General features: G+C 69.2%; 13 protein-coding genes. 3 read left to right on the top strand and 10 right to left on the bottom strand.

Going from position 1 to position 15,417, the window contains the following annotated elements; all coding sequences use genetic code 11:
- The first annotated feature begins 171 nt into the window (after window positions 1-171).
- From FRZ61_RS07285 to FRZ61_RS07275, 3 genes are all read left to right on the top strand, one after another.
- Entirely contained in the window at window positions 172-3,927 is a 3,756-nt protein-coding gene (locus FRZ61_RS07285; RefSeq protein WP_151116140.1) for a hybrid sensor histidine kinase/response regulator, read from the top strand.
- A gap of 150 nt (window positions 3,928-4,077) precedes the next feature.
- Window positions 4,078-5,265, top strand: a complete 1,188-nt coding sequence (locus tag FRZ61_RS07280) for an RtcB family protein (protein ID WP_151116138.1) — start codon at window positions 4,078-4,080, stop codon at window positions 5,263-5,265.
- A 135-nt stretch (window positions 5,266-5,400) separates the two neighbouring features.
- Window positions 5,401-6,321, top strand: a complete 921-nt coding sequence (locus FRZ61_RS07275; RefSeq protein WP_151116136.1) for a DMT family transporter — start codon at window positions 5,401-5,403, stop codon at window positions 6,319-6,321.
- A gap of 41 nt (window positions 6,322-6,362) precedes the next feature.
- Here FRZ61_RS07275 and FRZ61_RS07270 read toward each other — a convergent pair whose 3' ends face one another.
- From FRZ61_RS07270 to FRZ61_RS07225, 10 genes are all read right to left on the bottom strand, one after another.
- On the bottom strand, window positions 6,363-7,043 hold the full coding sequence (locus FRZ61_RS07270; RefSeq protein ID WP_151116135.1) for a response regulator: 681 nt from the start codon (window positions 7,041-7,043) through the stop codon (window positions 6,363-6,365).
- A gap of 140 nt (window positions 7,044-7,183) precedes the next feature.
- Window positions 7,184-8,671 (bottom strand): hypothetical protein, encoded by a 1,488-nt coding sequence (locus FRZ61_RS07265; protein ID WP_151116133.1) that lies wholly within the window; start codon window positions 8,669-8,671, stop codon window positions 7,184-7,186.
- A gap of 40 nt (window positions 8,672-8,711) precedes the next feature.
- Window positions 8,712-8,912 (bottom strand): Fe-S cluster assembly protein IscX, encoded by a 201-nt coding sequence (gene iscX / locus FRZ61_RS07260; protein ID WP_225309163.1) that lies wholly within the window; start codon window positions 8,910-8,912, stop codon window positions 8,712-8,714.
- A 26-nt stretch (window positions 8,913-8,938) separates the two neighbouring features.
- Window positions 8,939-9,277 (bottom strand): ferredoxin family 2Fe-2S iron-sulfur cluster binding protein, encoded by a 339-nt coding sequence (locus tag FRZ61_RS07255; protein ID WP_151116131.1) that lies wholly within the window; start codon window positions 9,275-9,277, stop codon window positions 8,939-8,941.
- An 86-nt stretch (window positions 9,278-9,363) separates the two neighbouring features.
- The gene (hscA, locus tag FRZ61_RS07250; protein ID WP_225309162.1) at window positions 9,364-11,271 is read right to left on the bottom strand and encodes a Fe-S protein assembly chaperone HscA; all 1,908 of its coding nucleotides are present in this window, start codon (window positions 11,269-11,271) and stop codon (window positions 9,364-9,366) included.
- Window positions 11,271-11,924, bottom strand: a complete 654-nt coding sequence (gene hscB, locus FRZ61_RS07245; RefSeq protein WP_151116129.1) for a Fe-S protein assembly co-chaperone HscB — start codon at window positions 11,922-11,924, stop codon at window positions 11,271-11,273. The genes hscA and hscB overlap by 1 nt, the downstream gene beginning before the upstream one ends.
- Before the next feature lie 89 nt (window positions 11,925-12,013).
- On the bottom strand, window positions 12,014-12,334 hold the full coding sequence (locus FRZ61_RS07240) for a HesB/IscA family protein (protein ID WP_151120733.1): 321 nt from the start codon (window positions 12,332-12,334) through the stop codon (window positions 12,014-12,016).
- A gap of 101 nt (window positions 12,335-12,435) precedes the next feature.
- A complete protein-coding gene (gene iscU, locus FRZ61_RS07235; protein WP_151116128.1) occupies window positions 12,436-12,870 on the bottom strand; it encodes a Fe-S cluster assembly scaffold IscU in 435 nt (144 codons plus the stop codon).
- Window positions 12,871-12,922: 52 nt separating this feature from the next.
- Window positions 12,923-14,206, bottom strand: a complete 1,284-nt coding sequence (locus FRZ61_RS07230; RefSeq protein WP_151116126.1) for an IscS subfamily cysteine desulfurase — start codon at window positions 14,204-14,206, stop codon at window positions 12,923-12,925.
- A 30-nt stretch (window positions 14,207-14,236) separates the two neighbouring features.
- Window positions 14,237-15,361: a cysteine desulfurase family protein gene (locus FRZ61_RS07225; RefSeq protein WP_151116124.1), complete on the bottom strand. Its 1,125-nt coding sequence runs from the start codon at window positions 15,359-15,361 to the stop codon at window positions 14,237-14,239.
- Window positions 15,362-15,417 lie beyond the last annotated feature (56 nt).

The following is a 15,417-nucleotide window of genomic DNA, read 5'->3' as shown; positions in this document are numbered from 1 at the left end:
CGTTATGAAGTTGTTCTTCGCGGAGATTCCAGGCTTATCAGCCACCTGGAGTCTCCCAGACCCACCCCTTTTTCCCGCTTTCCTGTTAGCGTCCCAGGCTCTGAAATTGACCCTATACTTTGGTCGGAACCGGTTCGCCTTTCCGGACCCGGGATCGAGGCCTAGCCTCCCATGACGATGTCGCACGGAACGCCCATTCTCGGCCTGTCGCTGGCCTATCTCGGCCTGCTCTTCGTCATCGCCCATATTGGCGAGCGGCATGCGCGGTCCTGGGCGTCGAGCCGGCTGGCCCCCATCGTCTACGCGCTGTCGCTGGCGATCTACTGCACCTCCTGGACCTTCTACGGGGCGGTCGGCCGGGCGGTGAACAGCGGCCTCGACTTCGCGCTCATCTATGTCGGCCCGGCCCTGATGATCCTGTTCGCCCAGCCGCTGATGGCCAAGATCGTGCGCGTCGCCAAGCGCCAGAACGTGACCTCGATCGCCGATTTCCTGGGCGCCCGTTACGGCCGCAGCCGCGCCGTCGCCGTGCTGGCCACGGTGATCGCGGTGATGGGCGCCATGCCCTATATCGCGCTGCAGCTCCAGGCGGTCTCCTTCACCTTTGCCGCCTTGGCCGGAGAATCCGGGGCCGCGGCCGCCAAGGCCGCCACGCCGCTCTGGCAGGACACGGCGCTCATCGTCTCGCTGCTGATGGCGGCCTTCACCATCCTGTTCGGCGTGCGCCATGTGCAGGCGAGCGAGCAGCATCGCGGCATGATGATGGCGATCGCCTTCGAATCGCTGGTCAAGCTCTGCGCGTTGCTGGCGGCCGGCATCTTCGTGGTCTGGCAGCTCTATGACGGCCCCCACGATCTCATGGCGCGGTTCGATGCCGCCGCCCTGCCCTCCGATCCCACCAGCTTCGCGCCGACGGCGAGCTGGGTCGCGCTGACCGCCCTCTCGGCCATCGCCTTCCTCTGCCTGCCGCGCCAGTTCCATGTTGCGGTGGTCGAGCATCATCATCCTCGCAGCCTGCCGACCGCGCGCCTGCTGTTCCCGCTCTACATGCTGCTGATCAACATCTTCGTGATCCCGATCGCGCTGGCCGGCCTGCTGCTCCTGGGCCCCTCGATCGATCCCGACCTTTTCGTGCTGCTGCTGCCGCTGCGCGCCGGCGCCGACTGGCTGGTGTCGCTGGTCTTCATCGGCGGGCTCTCGGCCGCCACCAGCATGGTCGCCATCGCCTGCATGGCGCTCTCCGGCATGATCGGCAACGAGCTGGTGATGCCGCTGCTGCTGCGCCGCCACCAGCCGACGGAGGGCACGATCGGCCAGCTGGCGCTGCTGGTGCGCCGGATCGCCGTGGTCGCCATCCTGCTCGCCGCCTTCGCCTATTACCGCATCATCACCGGCATCCTGCCGCTGGCGACGATCGGCATGGTCTCGTTCTGCGCCGTCTCGAACTTCGCGCCGGGCCTGGTCCTCGGCCTCTATTGGCGACGCACCCATCGTTACGGCGTCATCGGCGGCATGGCGGCGGGCTTCGTCGTCTGGTTCTGGGCCGTGCTCTGGCCGACCATCGAGCCCGACGCGGCCACGGCCATCCCGCCGATCGGGCCGCTCGCCTGGCTCGATCCGCTGACGCGCGGCTTCGTGGTCGGGTTCCTGATCAATCTGGGCCTGACCGTGATCGGCTCGCTCTGGGCCAAGCCGGCGGCCCGCGATCTCGCCCAGGCCGCCGCCTTCGTCTCCGACGTCGAGATCGAGCGCCGCGACGCCATCGAGGAGGCCGCGGCCGCTCAGCTCGACCATCTGCGCGAGCTGGCGGCGCGCTTCATCGGCGCGGCGCGCGCGGACCAAGCCTTCGCCGGGCAGAAGCTTTCCGGCGCCGCGGCCCTCGATTTCACCGAGCGCCTGCTGTCGGGAACGATCGGCTCGGCCTCGGCGCGCGTGGTGGTGTCGGCGGCGCGGCGGCGAGGCCTCTGGCTGCCCGGCACCTTCCGCGAGATGCTCGATGAGGCGACCAAGGCCATCCGCTACAACGCCGACCTGCTGCGCCGTACGCTCGACCATATGGGCCTCGGCATCGCTGTGTTCGATGCCGAAGGCCGGCTCGAGGTCTGGAACGAGCGTTTCGCGGCCCTGACCGGCCTCGATCCGGACCGCCTGCGCATCGGCGTCACGCAGTTCGACCTCGCCCATGCGGTGCCGGCCCTGGGCGTGCTGGCGCGCCAGGCGGGTGCCGCCTTCCAGGAACTCCGTCTGGCCAGCGGCGCCGTGACCGAGCTTCGCGTCGATCCACTTTCCGACCGGGGCATCGTCGTCACCGCCAACGACGTGACGGATCGCGTCGGCGCCGCCGAGGCCTTGCGCGACAGCGAGCGGCGGATCCGCATCATCACCGACAACGTGCCGGTGCTGATCGCCTATGTGGACCGCGAGGAGCGCTACCGCTTCGCCAACCGGCCTTACCAGGCCGTCATGAAGCTCTCGGCCCAGGATTCCGAGGGCCGCCGTCGCGTGGCCGAGATCCTGGATCCCGCCCGCTATGCGCGCCTCAAGCCGCGCATCGACGCCGCCCTGGCCGGCCGGCCGCAGAGCTTCGAGATCGAGTTCCCGGCGAACGACGCCAAGATCGAGATCGCTCACGGCACCTATATCCCGCACCGCGACGAGCGCGGCGAGGTGCTGGGGTTCTTCCTGCTCTATGTCGACACCACCGATCGCCGGCGCGCGGAAGCAGCCATGCGTCTCGCCAACGAATCGCTCGAGCGCCGGGTCGCGGAACGCACCACCGAGCTCGAGACGGCGCGGGCGCGCGCCGAGGAGGCGAATGTCGACAAGACCCGCTTCATCGCCGCCGCGAGCCACGATCTGCTGCAGCCGCTCCATGCGACAAGGCTGTTCCTGGCGGCGCTGGCCGAGCGCCATCCCGGCGACGACCTGGTGGCCAAGGTCGAGCTCGGCCTCGGTGCGGTCGACGACCTTCTGGACGCCCTGCTCGACATCTCGAAGCTCGACTCCGGCGCGGTGCGCCCCGAGCGCAAGCCGGTGCCCGTCGGCCCGCTGCTGCAGTCGCTGGTGGAATCCTTCGCGCCGGTGGCGGCCCAAGGCCGCGTCGAGCTGCGGCTCGTCGCCTGCGACGCCGTGGTCGAGACCGATCCCGCCCTGTTGCGCCGCGTGCTGCAGAATTTCCTCGCCAACGCGATCCGCTACGGCCATGTGCCGGGCCGGCCGGCGCGCGTGCTGATCGGCTGCCGTCGCGCGGGCCGGGCGCTGCGCATCATGGTGATCGACAACGGGCCCGGCATCCCCAAGGCGAGCCAGCAGGAGGTCTTCAAGGAATTCATCCGGCTCGATCGCGGCGAAGCGCAAGGCGAGCGCGGCCTGGGCCTGGGCCTCGCCATCGTCGATCGCATCGCCCGCATGCTGGGCCACCCGCTGCGGCTGGTCTCGATGCCGGGCCATGGCGCCGCCTTCTCGATCGAGGTGCCGCAAGCCGCGCAGTCGCCGGCCGCACGGGCGGAGCGCACGCCCCCGCTGGTGCCGGCGCGACCGGCGACCGGCCGTGCGGCGATGGTGGTCTGCATCGACGACGAAGCGCCGGTGCGCGAGGCGATGTCGGCCCTGCTCGGAAGCTGGGGTTGCGATGTCGTGGCGGTCGGCGACGCCGATCAGGCGCTGGCCACGGTCAATGGCCGCGTGCCCGATCTGGTGCTGATCGACCTGCATCTGGGCGACGATCGCCCCGACGGCTTCGCCGAGATCGGCCGGCTGCGCGGCGCCTGGGGCCCGCGCCTGCCGGCCGCCCTCGTCACCGCCGATCGCGATGCCGCCAACCTCTCCCGCGCCCGCAATCTCGGGCTCGACGTGCTGCTGAAGCCAGTGAAGCCGGCGCAGCTCCGCGCCCTGGTCGCGCGCTACAGCCCGACGCGGGCAGCGTGACGGCATGAGGGACTCTATTCTCTTTCCTTCTTTGCAGACCCTGCTATAACGCGCGCCCCGGCCGCCCGGATGTGGCGATCCTCACGCGGGCCGGATCCGACATCGCAGGAGAATGAGGATTTCGCAGGCGATCCCTGCGGAACGAGGACCATGATCACCGAACGCGGCCGGCAGGGCGGGCAGATCAGGATGTGGACCGAAGGCGTCCCCGTCGAGCCCCACGCGCGCGAGCAGATTCACAACATCGCGGGCCTGCCCTTCATCTACCGGCATGTCGCGGTGATGCCCGACGTCCATCTCGGCAAGGGCGCCACCGTCGGCACCGTGCTGCCGACGCAAGGCGCCATCGTCCCGGCCGCCGTCGGCGTCGATATCGGCTGCGGCATGGCCGCGGTGCGCACCAACATCGAGGCCGGCCGGCTGCCCGACGAGCTGAAGGCGATCCGCTTGCGGATGGAGGAGCTGATCCCGGTCGGCGCCGCCTCGCATCGCACCGTCCCGCGCCATGCGGAGCGGCGCTGGTACGGCAAGCTCAAGACGCGCTTCGAGCGGATCCAGGAGAAGCACCCGGCCCTCCAGGTGAAGAGCTCGCCCGCGGAGCAGATCGGCACGCTCGGCGCCGGCAATCACTTCGAGGAGCTGTGCCTCGACGAGGAAGGCATGCTCTGGATCATGCTGCATTCGGGCTCGCGCAACATCGGGAACCGGATCGGCACGCATTTCATCGCGCTCGCCAAGCGGGAGATGGAGAAGCAGAGCATCCATCTGCCCGACCGGGACCTGGCGTTCCTCACCGAGCATACCGCCCTCTTCAACGATTATGTCGAGGCGGTGGGCTGGGCCCAGGACTATGCCCGCGCCAATCGCGACGCCATGCTCGAGGCGATCGCCCGGCTGCTGCAGGAATTCTTCCCGGACCTCGAGCTGACGGCGGAGGCGGTGAACTGCCACCATAACTATGTCGAGAAGGAGACGCATTTCGGCGCCAGCATCTGGGTCACCCGCAAGGGGGCCGTGCGGGCGCGCGAGGGCGATCTCGGCATCATCCCGGGCTCGATGGGCGCGCGCAGCTTCATCGTGCGCGGCAAGGGCAATCCCGAGAGCTTCTGCTCCTGTTCGCACGGGGCCGGCCGCGTCATGTCCCGGACCGAGGCCAAGCGGAGCTTCACGCTGGAGGATCATCGGCTGGCGACGGACGGCGTCGAATGCCGCAAGGACGAGGGCGTGATCGACGAGACGCCCCGGGCCTACAAGGATATCGACGCCGTCATGGCGGCCCAGGCCGACCTGATCGAGGTGGTCCATACTCTGAAGCAGGTGCTCTGCGTGAAGGGGTGAGGCTCTTGTTTCTTTTCCTCTCCCCTTCCCCAGGACGGGAGCGGGAGAGGAAGCAGGCCTCGGCTCTTTCCTTCGCAAGCGCGGTCGTCCAGTATCCCCTATCAGTATCGCTCTCTGCGCTGGGGAGATGCCGCCATGGCGACCCTTGTCGCCCGCTTGAGGCTGCCGGACACCATCCCTTGGCCTCCATCGGGATCGAAACTTCTCTGGACGCTGGTCGGCGCATTGGCGGTGCCGCTCTGGGCGACATGGCCGTTGCTGGCGGCGCTGACCACCGCTTCGATGCCGTTGTTCCAGTATCTCGCGATCATCTTCGCGACCGGGGCGCTTTTGCTCTTTGCCCTGCCAGGCTCCGGCGCGGCGGCGGTTGCCGCCGGCCGAAAGGACGGTGCCGGTCTGCGAGCGTCGAGGGGGCTCGCCGCCGTCATGGTCGCGGTTGGCCTTCTTTTGTCGGACGTGCTCTTCATCATGGCGCTCCGCCACATCCCGGCGGCGGAGGCCAATCTCATCCTGTATCTCTGGCCGGTGATCGTCGTGCTGCTCGCCGCCGCCCTGGGGCTCGCGGCGCTTCGCAGGCACCATATCGGCGGCGTGGCGATCGGACTGGCCGGCGCCGCGCTGGTTATCGGGGGCGGGGGCGGCGATCTCTCCTGGATGGGTGCCGGGCTTGCCGCAGGCGGCGGGCTGGCCTGGGCGCTTTTCGTCGTCTTCCGCCTGTGGCAAGGCGAGAACGCGCCCGACGCATTGTCGTGGGGGCTCGCGCTGTCGGCCGCCATCGCGTTCGCGATCCATCTCCTGCTCGAGGGCTGGGTCACGCCGACCCCTCAAGCGCTGATGGGTACCGCGCTGGTGGGGGTCGTGCCGCTGGGGCTCGGCAATCTCGCCTGGGATCACGGCGTGCGAAAGGGCAATCGCCTGCTGCTCGCCACGCTGGCCTATGCGACACCGCTCGTGAGCGCATTGTTCCTGATTGCGGGCGGGCTCGCGACGCCGACATGGGGGCTGCTCGGCGGGGCGGCGCTGATTGTCACGGCGGGCGTGATTGCGGCCCGATAGGCGGGGCGGCGCAGCATTCGGCGGCCCCGTGCGCCGGGAGCTCAGCCCCCCGCCGGCGTCGGGCTCGAGGGCTCGATGCCCAGCTTCTGCGCGACGATCACGGCCTGGGTCCGCGATTGCACGCCCAGCCGGCGCAGGATCTCGGTCACGTGCGACTTGACCGTGGGCTCGGTGATCTGCATCTCGAAGGCGATCACCTTGTTGGGCTTGCCCTCGGCCATGAGCGCCAGCACGCGGTGCTGCTGCGGCGTGAGCTGGGCCGCACGCAGCGCGAGATCGGCCTCGCTCGGCGCCAGCTGATGGTCGCGCGCCGCTTCCGGCAGCCAGACGACGCCCGCCAGGATCTCGCGGATGGCGTCGGTGATCTCCTGCGAGGGCGTGAATTTGGGGATGAAGCCCGAGGCCCCCATCTCGATCGTCTGGCGCATCAGGGCGGGGCTCTTCGCCGCCGAGACGATCGCAACTGGCACCGCCGGATGGGAAGAGCGGAGCTGCGCCAGCCCCGTCATGCCGGCCATGCCCGGCATGTCGAGATCGAGGATCACCAGATCGGCATGAGGACGGCGCTCGAGCGCCGCCAGCGTCTCGTTCAACGAGCCTGCAAATTCGATCTGCGTTCCGGGAAACGCTGCTCGCAGTGCCAAAGCGAGTGCGTCGCGGACCATCGGATGATCGTCCGCGACGACGAAGACCGGCGCCTGGCTGTGCGCGACAGCGGGCATGCCTGACAGGTCCCCCTCCGGGTGGCGTAGCCCTGATCCCACGCGGGGGATCGGGCGCTCCTTGTTAGACGGAAGCATAACCGATTCCCGCCGCGAGGTCCGCCTCTCCGGCAGCCGGGATGACATCGGGTCTCGAAAAATCAGGGGGTTTTTGTGGATTGCTGCGGTGCGGTCGCGAGCTTGAGCTGAATCTCGCGCAAACCGACGGTTGTTTTGCGCTGCAACCGTTCCACCAGGCGCTCCAGAGGCTCCCGATCGCGGAACATGCCGATGGGCACGGTGAAATGCCCACGGTCATAGAGGAAGAGGTTGCGCCCCGGCAGGTTCCAATGCTCGGCGAGCGAGGCGCCGCGCCGGCAGGGGGTCACATCGTCCGCCCGGCCCAGCGCCATGATGATGTTCGAAGGCGGCAACGGCGCCACGAGACCCGGATCGGTGAAGGCGGCGAAAGCGCCGAGATTGGCATCGCCCCAGCCGCCGTGATGCAGGGCCTGGGGCAACCCGACGCCGTGCGAGATGCTGCTCTCGACCGCGAGCGCCGCCACGCTGTCGCTGGTAGTGATCAGGAACAGCACGTCGGGGCGGTGGCGTTCCGGCCAGGCCCGGGCCCGGGCCGCCGCCAGTTGCGCGGTCAGCGCCCCCATGCTGGCGCCGCCGAAAGCGACGCGGCGCGCGCTCTGCTGCCGGCACCAGCCCGCAACGATTCCCATCTCGCGGGCCGCCGTGGTCAGGAGCTCCAGCGCGCCCAGCGGCTGCGTCGCGATGAACCGCTCGCCGCCGTACCAGCCTTGCTGGCGCCGGCGCACATGCCAGGGCGCCTCCAGGCGGATGACGCGGATGCCGCGGGCGACGAGCTGAAGCAGATCGTCGACCATATCCTCATAGGCTTCGATCTCGACCGAGAGGCCGTGGCCGTGAATGACCGAGGGCGCATGCTCGGCCGCCCGCGGCTCGAACACATGCGCCCAGGCCTGATCCCGGTCCGGCCCGGGCGAGGCGAAGCGCAGCCAGTATTCCCGGCCCCATTCGCGTTCGATCGCGTGTGAGCGCTCGATCTTCGGCAGGGGCGCCGGCAAGGCGAAGGCCTTGTCCAGGTCGGCGCGCAACGGCCCATAGGCCGCTTCGACCTCGTCGATGGCGGGGATGTGGTAACGCGCGGCCGGCAGCTTGTGGCGCAGCGCCAGCGACAGGAATTTCCAGCGCGCATTCATGAGCCGGTGGCTCGACCGGCGCCAGCGGCCCTCGGCCTCGAGAAGCGCCGCCTGCCCCGGTTCGTTCTTGCCGAAGAAGGCCTCGAGCCAGGCCGCGTCGGCGGCCTTGAAATCGGCCTTCAGCGCCGCGACCTTCGCGAGCGCCCGCGTCGGGACCGCGCGTTCCGGAAGATCGCAGCCGATCTCCATGCGGAAGCGCTCGACGCTGCCGTCGGAATCGAGCGCCGCGGCCCAGGCACGGGAAAGCGGCATGTAGAGCCGCGTCACCAGGCGCAGGATCAGCCAGTCGAGCCAGGGCCGCGCGACCAAGGTCGCGAGCGGCGAAGCCAGCAGCGCCTCCAGACGCCCCTTCGATATCGGGGGCGTCGGATGGGCGGGCGTTGGTTGGCCGGCCGTGGGGGCGGCGGGGGCGGACATGTCAGGGACTCCGGGGGCGGCTCGGCCCGGTCAGCTCGGGTTACCGGCGTTCCTCGAGCCAGGCCGCCTGGATCGCTTCAAGGATCTTCTCGTTCGACCGCTTGGGGTCGTCCGTGAACTCCTCGAGCTCCTGTACCCATTTCCACAGATCGGTAAATCGCAGGTTAACCACGTCGGCCTCGGGATGCGCCTCCTCGAGCTGCGCGGCGATTTCCTGCACGTCGGTCCAGCGCAACGCCATGATGGAGCCTCCCGCGAACCCGTCCGTCAGCTCTTGCCGACCATCATGTTGCGCGTGCCGGCCGGCAGCGACACGGTCAGGCCGTCGAGCTCCTCGGTCATGCGGATCTGGCAGCCCAGCCGCGAGGTGTGGGTCAGGCCGAAGGCGAGATCGAGCATGTCCTCCTCGTCCTCGCTCGGCTCGTTCAGCACGTCGAACCATTCGGGATCGACGATGACATGGCAGGTCGAGCAGGCGAGCGAGCCCTCGCAGGCCCCCTCGAGATCGATATTGTTGCGGTGCGCGATCTCCAGCACCGACAGGCCGATCGGGGCGTCGACTTCCACGCGCTCGCCGTCCGGCTTGATGAAGGTCATCTTGGGCATTGAATCCGTCTCCGTCGCCAAACTCGTCACGCCGGGGCCCTTCTCGCACCCGGCACACAGGGGCCGTCTCGGCAGGCGCCCCAACCTCAGGCCGGCGGGACGCGCTCCGGTGCCACATCCGCCTCGATCTCGTCAAGCCTGTGCCCGGCCAGCGCGCTGTTGATGGCGCGGTCGATCCGGCGCTGGGCGAAGGGCTTGCCCACCCGTTCCAGCTCTTCCACCAGGCCGTTAATCAAATCCCGGTCCTCGCCCGCGATCGCGGCTTTCAGTCGCAGGCCGACGGCCTCGAGCGCCTGGCGCTCCTCCTTCGTCGCCAGCGCGCCATCGGCCGAGAGGGCCGCGCCCAGGGCCAGCAGCACGCGCTCGGCCTCGACCCGGGCCTCGATCAGCAGCCGGCGCTCCATATCCTCGCGCGCATTCTCGAGGCTGTCGCGCAGCATGCGCGCCATGTCCTCCTCGCTGAGCCCGTAGGAGGGCTTGACCTCGATCTGCGCCTTGACGCCGGTGGTCTTTTCCTCGGCCGACACGGTCAGCAGCCCGTCGGCATCGACCGCGTAGGTGACGCGGATGCGGGCGGCGCCCGCCGTCATCGGCGGAATGCCCTTGAGCTCGAAGCGACCGAGCGACCGGCACTGATCGACCGTCTCGCGCTCGCCCTGGAGCACATGGACCAGCATCCCGGTCTGGCCGTCCTGGTAGGTGGTGAAATCCTGCGCCATCGCCACCGGAATGGGCGTGTTGCGCGGGATCACCTTCTCGACGATGCCGCCCATGGTCTCGATGCCGAGCGACAGCGGCGTCACATCGAGCAGCAGCGCGCCGCCACCCTGGGTCAGCGCCTGGGCCTGCAGGGCGGCACCGAGCGCCACCACCTCGTCGGGATCGATATCGGCCAAGGGCTCGCGGCCGAACAGTTCGGCCACGGCGCGGCGCACCGCCGGCACGCGGGTCGAACCGCCCACCAGCACCACGCCCTTCACGGCGGAGGCCTCCACCCCGGCATCCTCCAACACGCCCCGCACCAGATGGATCGTGCGCTTCACCAGGGGGGCGATCAGCGTCTCGAGCCCGGCGCGGCTCAGCGCATGGCGCGTCGAGCGGCCGGCGAGCAAGATGTCCCAGCTTCCCTGCTCTTCTTCGGTCAGCGCCTCTTTCACCCGGCGCGCCGCCAGCAGAAGGGTCTTGGCCTCGGCGCTGTCGAGCGCGGAGGCGACGCCGGCTTCCTGGCGCTCGGCGAGGAAACGCTCGGCGATCAGATGGTCGAAATCGTCGCCGCCCAAGGCCGCGTCGCCGCCGGTGGCCAGCACCTGGAACACGCCCTTCTCGAGGCGCAGCAGCGAGATGTCGAAGGTGCCGCCGCCGAGGTCGTAGACCGCATAGACGCCCTCGGCTTCGTGATCGAGGCCATAGGCCAGGGCCGCCGCCGTCGGTTCGTTGACCAGGCGCAGCACCTCGAGCCCGGCGAGACGCGCCGCGTCCTTGGTGGCGTTGCGCGCCGCATCGTCGAAATAGGCGGGCACGGTGACGACCGCCTGATCGACCGCCTGCCCCAGGCGCGCCTCGGCGCGCGCCTTGATCGCACGCAGGATGTCGGCCGAGATCTCGACCGGCGTCAGGCGCCGGCCGCGGATCTTGAGCCGCACCATGCCGATGCCGGTGGTCTCGTCGATGTCGTAGGGGAGCGTGCCGCCGAGCTGCTTGAGGTCGCCGGCCGAGCGGCCCATCAGCCGCTTGATCGAGCTCACCACGCCCTGCGGATCCTCCGCGAGCTTGTCGATCGCGGGCTCTCCCACCAGCACCGAGCCGTCCGCGCCATAGGCCACGACCGAAGGCAGCAGGCCGCTGCCCTCCTGGTCGCGCAGCACCTGCGCCCGGTCGGCGATCGCGACCGCGACCACGGAATTGGTGGTGCCGAGATCGATCCCGACGGCAAGCCCTCGATCCTGCTCGTGAGGTGCGGGCGTCTGACCGGGCTCGTGGATCTGCAGCAGCATCAGGACGACGCTCCCGCCAGGACCGCGCGCTTGCCGCGCAGCTCCTCGGCGAACTTCCGCCAATATTTGAGTCGCGTGGTCTGGCGCGCCGCCTCGTCCCAGTCGCGCTCGGCGAAGGCCGCCGTCAGCGCCTTCAGGCAGCCCGCCTCCTCCTGCTGCGCGCGCGACGCCAGGCGTTGCAGGGCGTCGAGATCCGCCGCTTCCTCCAGCGCCTCGCGCACCTCCATCGCCTCCATCAGCAGCTCGCGATCCTCGATGGTACGGCTCTCGCCCACCGGCGAGGCGATGCCGGCGCGGGCGAGCAGCGCCTGCGCGCGCCGGACCGCGTCCTTCAGCGTCTCATAGGCCTCGTTGAGGCTCATCGCCTGGCTCTCGGCGATGGCCTTCTCGCGCGGGCTCTTACGGGCGAAGCGGTCGGGATGGAGGTTGCGCTGGAAACCCAGATAGCGCTTGTCGAGCTCGGCCGGATCGATATCGAAGCGCGGCTCGAAGCCGAGACGCGTATAAGCGTCGACCTCGCGCGGCGGCTGGACCGCGCCGCAGACATGGCAGAACAACGCGGCCGCAGCCACCGGCCCCTTGCAGGACCAGCAGGCGGCCAGCGGGCCGGTCGCCGCGCCGCCGCTTTCGGGGGCTGTCGTCTTGTCGGCCATGATCGGGTCTTGCGCCATCCTCTGTCATCAAACGGGCGCGGACGCCGCTGCCGGCCCCCGCGCCCTCGTTGTAGGGCCTCAGCGGCCCGTCAAACGTGGAACGATTCGCCGCAGCCGCACCGGCCTTTCTCGTTCGGATTCTTGAAGACGAAGCCGGACTGCAGCTTCTCCTCCACGTAATCCATCTCGGTGCCGAGGATGAACATCGTCGCCTTCGGATCGATGAGCAGCGTGACGCCATGCTCCTCGACCACCTCGTCCATCGGGCCCTTCTCGTCGGCATATTCGAGCGTGTAGGAGAGGCCCGAGCAGCCCTTGGTGCGGATGCCGATGCGGATTCCGGCCGAGGGCTTGCCACGCGCCTCCAGGAGCTCGCGCACGCGCCCGGCGGCGCGCTCCGTCAGCGTCATGGCCTTGGGCCGAGGCCGGGCCGCGCGGCGCTCGCTGCGGGGCGCCGGTGCCGGCGCCGCGACCGCCTCGGTCGCCGGCCGCTCGATCGGACTCTGCTCGTTCATTTTGCCTGCGCCACCTGGGGCGCCGCCGCCTTCGCGGCCTCCGGTGCCATCGCGCCGTTCTTCTCGCGATAGTCCTTGATCGCCGCCTTGATCGCGTCCTCGGCGAGGACCGAGCAATGGATCTTCACCGGCGGCAGCGACAGATGCTGCGCGATGTCGGTGTTCTTGATGGTCTCGGCCTCGTCGATGCTCTTGCCCTTGATCCACTCGGTCGCGAGCGAGGAGGAGGCGATCGCCGAGCCGCAGCCGAAGGTCTTGAACTTCGCATCCTCGATGATGCCGTCCTTGCCGACCTTGATCTGCAGCTTCATGACGTCGCCGCAGGCGGGCGCGCCCACCAGGCCCGTGCCGACGCTCTGATCGGATTTGTCGAGCGTCCCGACATTGCGCGGGTTCTCGTAATGCTCGAGCAACTTCTCGCTATAGCTCATCTCTCTTCACTCCTCATTCCGGTCCGGAACAGCTTATTGACGGCGGGACCCGTCAGTGGCCGGTCCATTCGATCGATTTGATGTCGATGCCTTCCTGCGCCATCTCCCAGAGCGGGCTCAGCTCGCGCAAGCGCTTCACCGCACCCACCACATGCTCGACGGCATAGTCGACTTCCGCCTCGGTCGTGAAGCGGCCCAGCCCGAACCGGATCGAGGTATGGGCCAGTTCCTCCTCCACGCCCAGCGCGCGCAGCACATAGGAGGGCTCGAGCGAGGCCGAGGTGCAGGCCGAGCCCGAGGAGACCGACAGATTCTTGATGCCCATCATCAGCCCCTCGCCCTCGACATAGGCGAAGGAGAGATTGATGTTGCCGGGGATGCGCTGCTCCAGGTCGCCGTTCACATAGACCTCAGGCAGCGCCTTGGTGATGCCCTTGAGGAGCTTGTCGCGCAGGAAGCGCAGCCGCTCGGCCTCGGCGCCCATCTCGCGCTCGGCGATGGCGCAAGCCTCGCCCAGCCCGACGCAGAGCGGCGTCGGCAGCGTGCCGGAACGGAAACCGCGCTCCTGACCGCCGCCATGGATCAGCGCCTCGAGGCGCACGCGCGGCTTGCGGCGGACATAGAGCGCGCCGATGCCCTTGGGCCCGTAGATCTTGTGGCCCGAGATGCTGAGCAGGTCGATGTTCATGGCGTTGACATCGAGCGGGATCTTGCCCACCGCCTGCGCCGCGTCGGTATGGAAATAGACGCCGCGCTCGCGGCAGATCTTGCCGATCTCGGCCAAGGGCTGGATCACGCCGATCTCGTTGTTGACCGCCATGATCGAGACCAGCGCGGTCTTCGGCGTGATCGCCGCCTTGAGCGCCTCCAGGTCGACCAGGCCGTTCTGCTGCACCGGCAGATAGGTGACCTCGACGCCTTCCATCTCCATATGCCGCGCGCTGTCGAGCACGCACTTATGCTCGGTCACCGTGGTGATCATGTGGTTGCGCTTGTCCTTGTGGAAGCGCATCACGCCCTTGATCGCCAGATTGTTGGACTCGGTGGCGCCGGAGGTGAAGATCACCTCGCGCTCGTCGGCGCCGATGATCGAGGCCACCTGCCGGCGCGCGGTCTCGACCGCTTCTTCGGCTTCCCAGCCATGGCTGTGGTTGCGCGAATGCGGATTGCCGAACTTCTCCGTGAAGTAGGGCAGCATCGCCTGAACCACCCGCGGATCGCAGGGCGTCGTCGCCTGATAGTCCAGATAGATCGGCAGCTGCGGCGCGTTGCTGCCGCGAGGCGCCGCGCCCTCTCCGTTCAGCTCCGGCAAGTTGGTCTTCAGTTCGAGGCTCATCGCAATCCCTATCCGGTCTTTATGTTCGGTTCAGGCGGCCGTCTCGGTCTGGGCGGCTCCGGCATGACGGGCCAGGAGCGCGCGCCAGGCCGTCAGAAACTCGTCGATGTCCCGCTCCTCGCTCTGCCAGCCCAGGCTGACCCGGATGGCGCTGCCGGCCAGCACCGGATCGGCGCCCATGGCGCGCAGCACATGCGAGGCCTGGACCCGCCCCGAGGAACAGGCGGCACCGGCACTGACCGCGATGCCGGCGAGGTCGAGCGCGATCACCTGGGTCTCGGAATCGAGACCCGCGACCGCGAAGCAGCTCGTGTTGGGAAGCCGCTCGGCGTTCTCGGCGAAGATCCGCACCGAGGGCTGCAACCGCCGGACGCCGCTCTCGAGCCGATCGCGCAATTCCCGAATCCGTCTCATGTCCTCGATGTCGGCATTCGCCTGCTGCGCCACAACCCCGAAGCCGACGATGCCCGGCAGATTGGGCGTTCCGGCGCGCTGGCCGCGCTCCTGGCCGCCGCCGGCGATCTGCGCCGTGAGCGCCAGGCCGTCGCGCATGTAGAGCGCGCCGATGCCCGTCGGGCCGCCGAGCTTATGGGCCGAGAGGCTGGCGAAATCCACGTCGAGCGCAGGGAGATCGAGCACGATCCGCCCGAACGCCTGCACCGCATCGCAATGCACCAGCGCACCCCGCGCATGGGCGATGCGGGCGACCTCGGCGACCGGCTGAATGGCTCCGGTCTCGTTATTGGCCAGCATCACCGACACCAGTGCCGGTCTTGAATCCATGTTCAGCATCCGCTCGAGCGCCGTGAGGTCGACGATGCCCTCGCGATCGACCGGGATGCGCTCGACGGCCGCTGCCGCCAGCACCGAATCATGCTCGACGGCCGAGGCCAGGACGCGGGCGCGGCCGGCGCCCTTGAGCGCCAGATTGTTCGCTTCGCTGCCGCCGCTCACGAACAGGATCTCGGCCGGCCTGGCGCCGACGGCGCCGGCCAGCGTCTCGCGCGCCGCCTCGACCGCCCGGCGCGCCAGGCGGCCGAAGCGATGCACCGAGGAAGGATTGCCCGCCTGCGCCAAGCCCGCCGCCACCGCCTCGATGGCCCGGGGGCGCATCGGCGCGGTCGCGTTGTAGTCCATGTAGATCTGGCGGGTCATGGCAGGGCTTCGCCTGGGTTTCCCGGCGCTACTGCGCCGCGGCGGGATGAGGCGTC

It is taken from the genome of Hypericibacter adhaerens, from assembly GCF_008728835.1.
Lineage (GTDB): Bacteria > Pseudomonadota > Alphaproteobacteria > Dongiales > Dongiaceae > Hypericibacter > Hypericibacter adhaerens.
This window is presented reverse-complemented; position numbering and strand designations above follow the sequence as displayed.

Bases quoted from the DNA above. Each gene is read 5' to 3' on its own strand.
- FRZ61_RS07285 (WP_151116140.1), top strand. From the start codon at position 172: ATGACGATGTCGCACGGAACGCCCATTCTCGGCCTGTCGCTGGCCTAT.
- FRZ61_RS07280 (WP_151116138.1), top strand. From the start codon at position 4,078: ATGATCACCGAACGCGGCCGGCAGGGCGGGCAGATCAGGATGTGGACC.
- FRZ61_RS07275 (WP_151116136.1), top strand. From the start codon at position 5,401: ATGGCGACCCTTGTCGCCCGCTTGAGGCTGCCGGACACCATCCCTTGG.
- FRZ61_RS07270 (WP_151116135.1), bottom strand. From the start codon at position 7,043: ATGCCCGCTGTCGCGCACAGCCAGGCGCCGGTCTTCGTCGTCGCGGAC.
- FRZ61_RS07265 (WP_151116133.1), bottom strand. From the start codon at position 8,671: ATGTCCGCCCCCGCCGCCCCCACGGCCGGCCAACCAACGCCCGCCCAT.
- iscX (WP_225309163.1), bottom strand. From the start codon at position 8,912: ATGGCGTTGCGCTGGACCGACGTGCAGGAAATCGCCGCGCAGCTCGAG.
- FRZ61_RS07255 (WP_151116131.1), bottom strand. From the start codon at position 9,277: ATGCCCAAGATGACCTTCATCAAGCCGGACGGCGAGCGCGTGGAAGTC.
- hscA (WP_225309162.1), bottom strand. From the start codon at position 11,271: ATGCTGCTGCAGATCCACGAGCCCGGTCAGACGCCCGCACCTCACGAG.
- hscB (WP_151116129.1), bottom strand. From the start codon at position 11,924: ATGGCCGACAAGACGACAGCCCCCGAAAGCGGCGGCGCGGCGACCGGC.
- FRZ61_RS07240 (WP_151120733.1), bottom strand. From the start codon at position 12,334: ATGACGCTGACGGAGCGCGCCGCCGGGCGCGTGCGCGAGCTCCTGGAG.
- iscU (WP_151116128.1), bottom strand. From the start codon at position 12,870: ATGAGCTATAGCGAGAAGTTGCTCGAGCATTACGAGAACCCGCGCAAT.
- FRZ61_RS07230 (WP_151116126.1), bottom strand. From the start codon at position 14,206: ATGAGCCTCGAACTGAAGACCAACTTGCCGGAGCTGAACGGAGAGGGC.
- FRZ61_RS07225 (WP_151116124.1), bottom strand. From the start codon at position 15,361: ATGACCCGCCAGATCTACATGGACTACAACGCGACCGCGCCGATGCGC.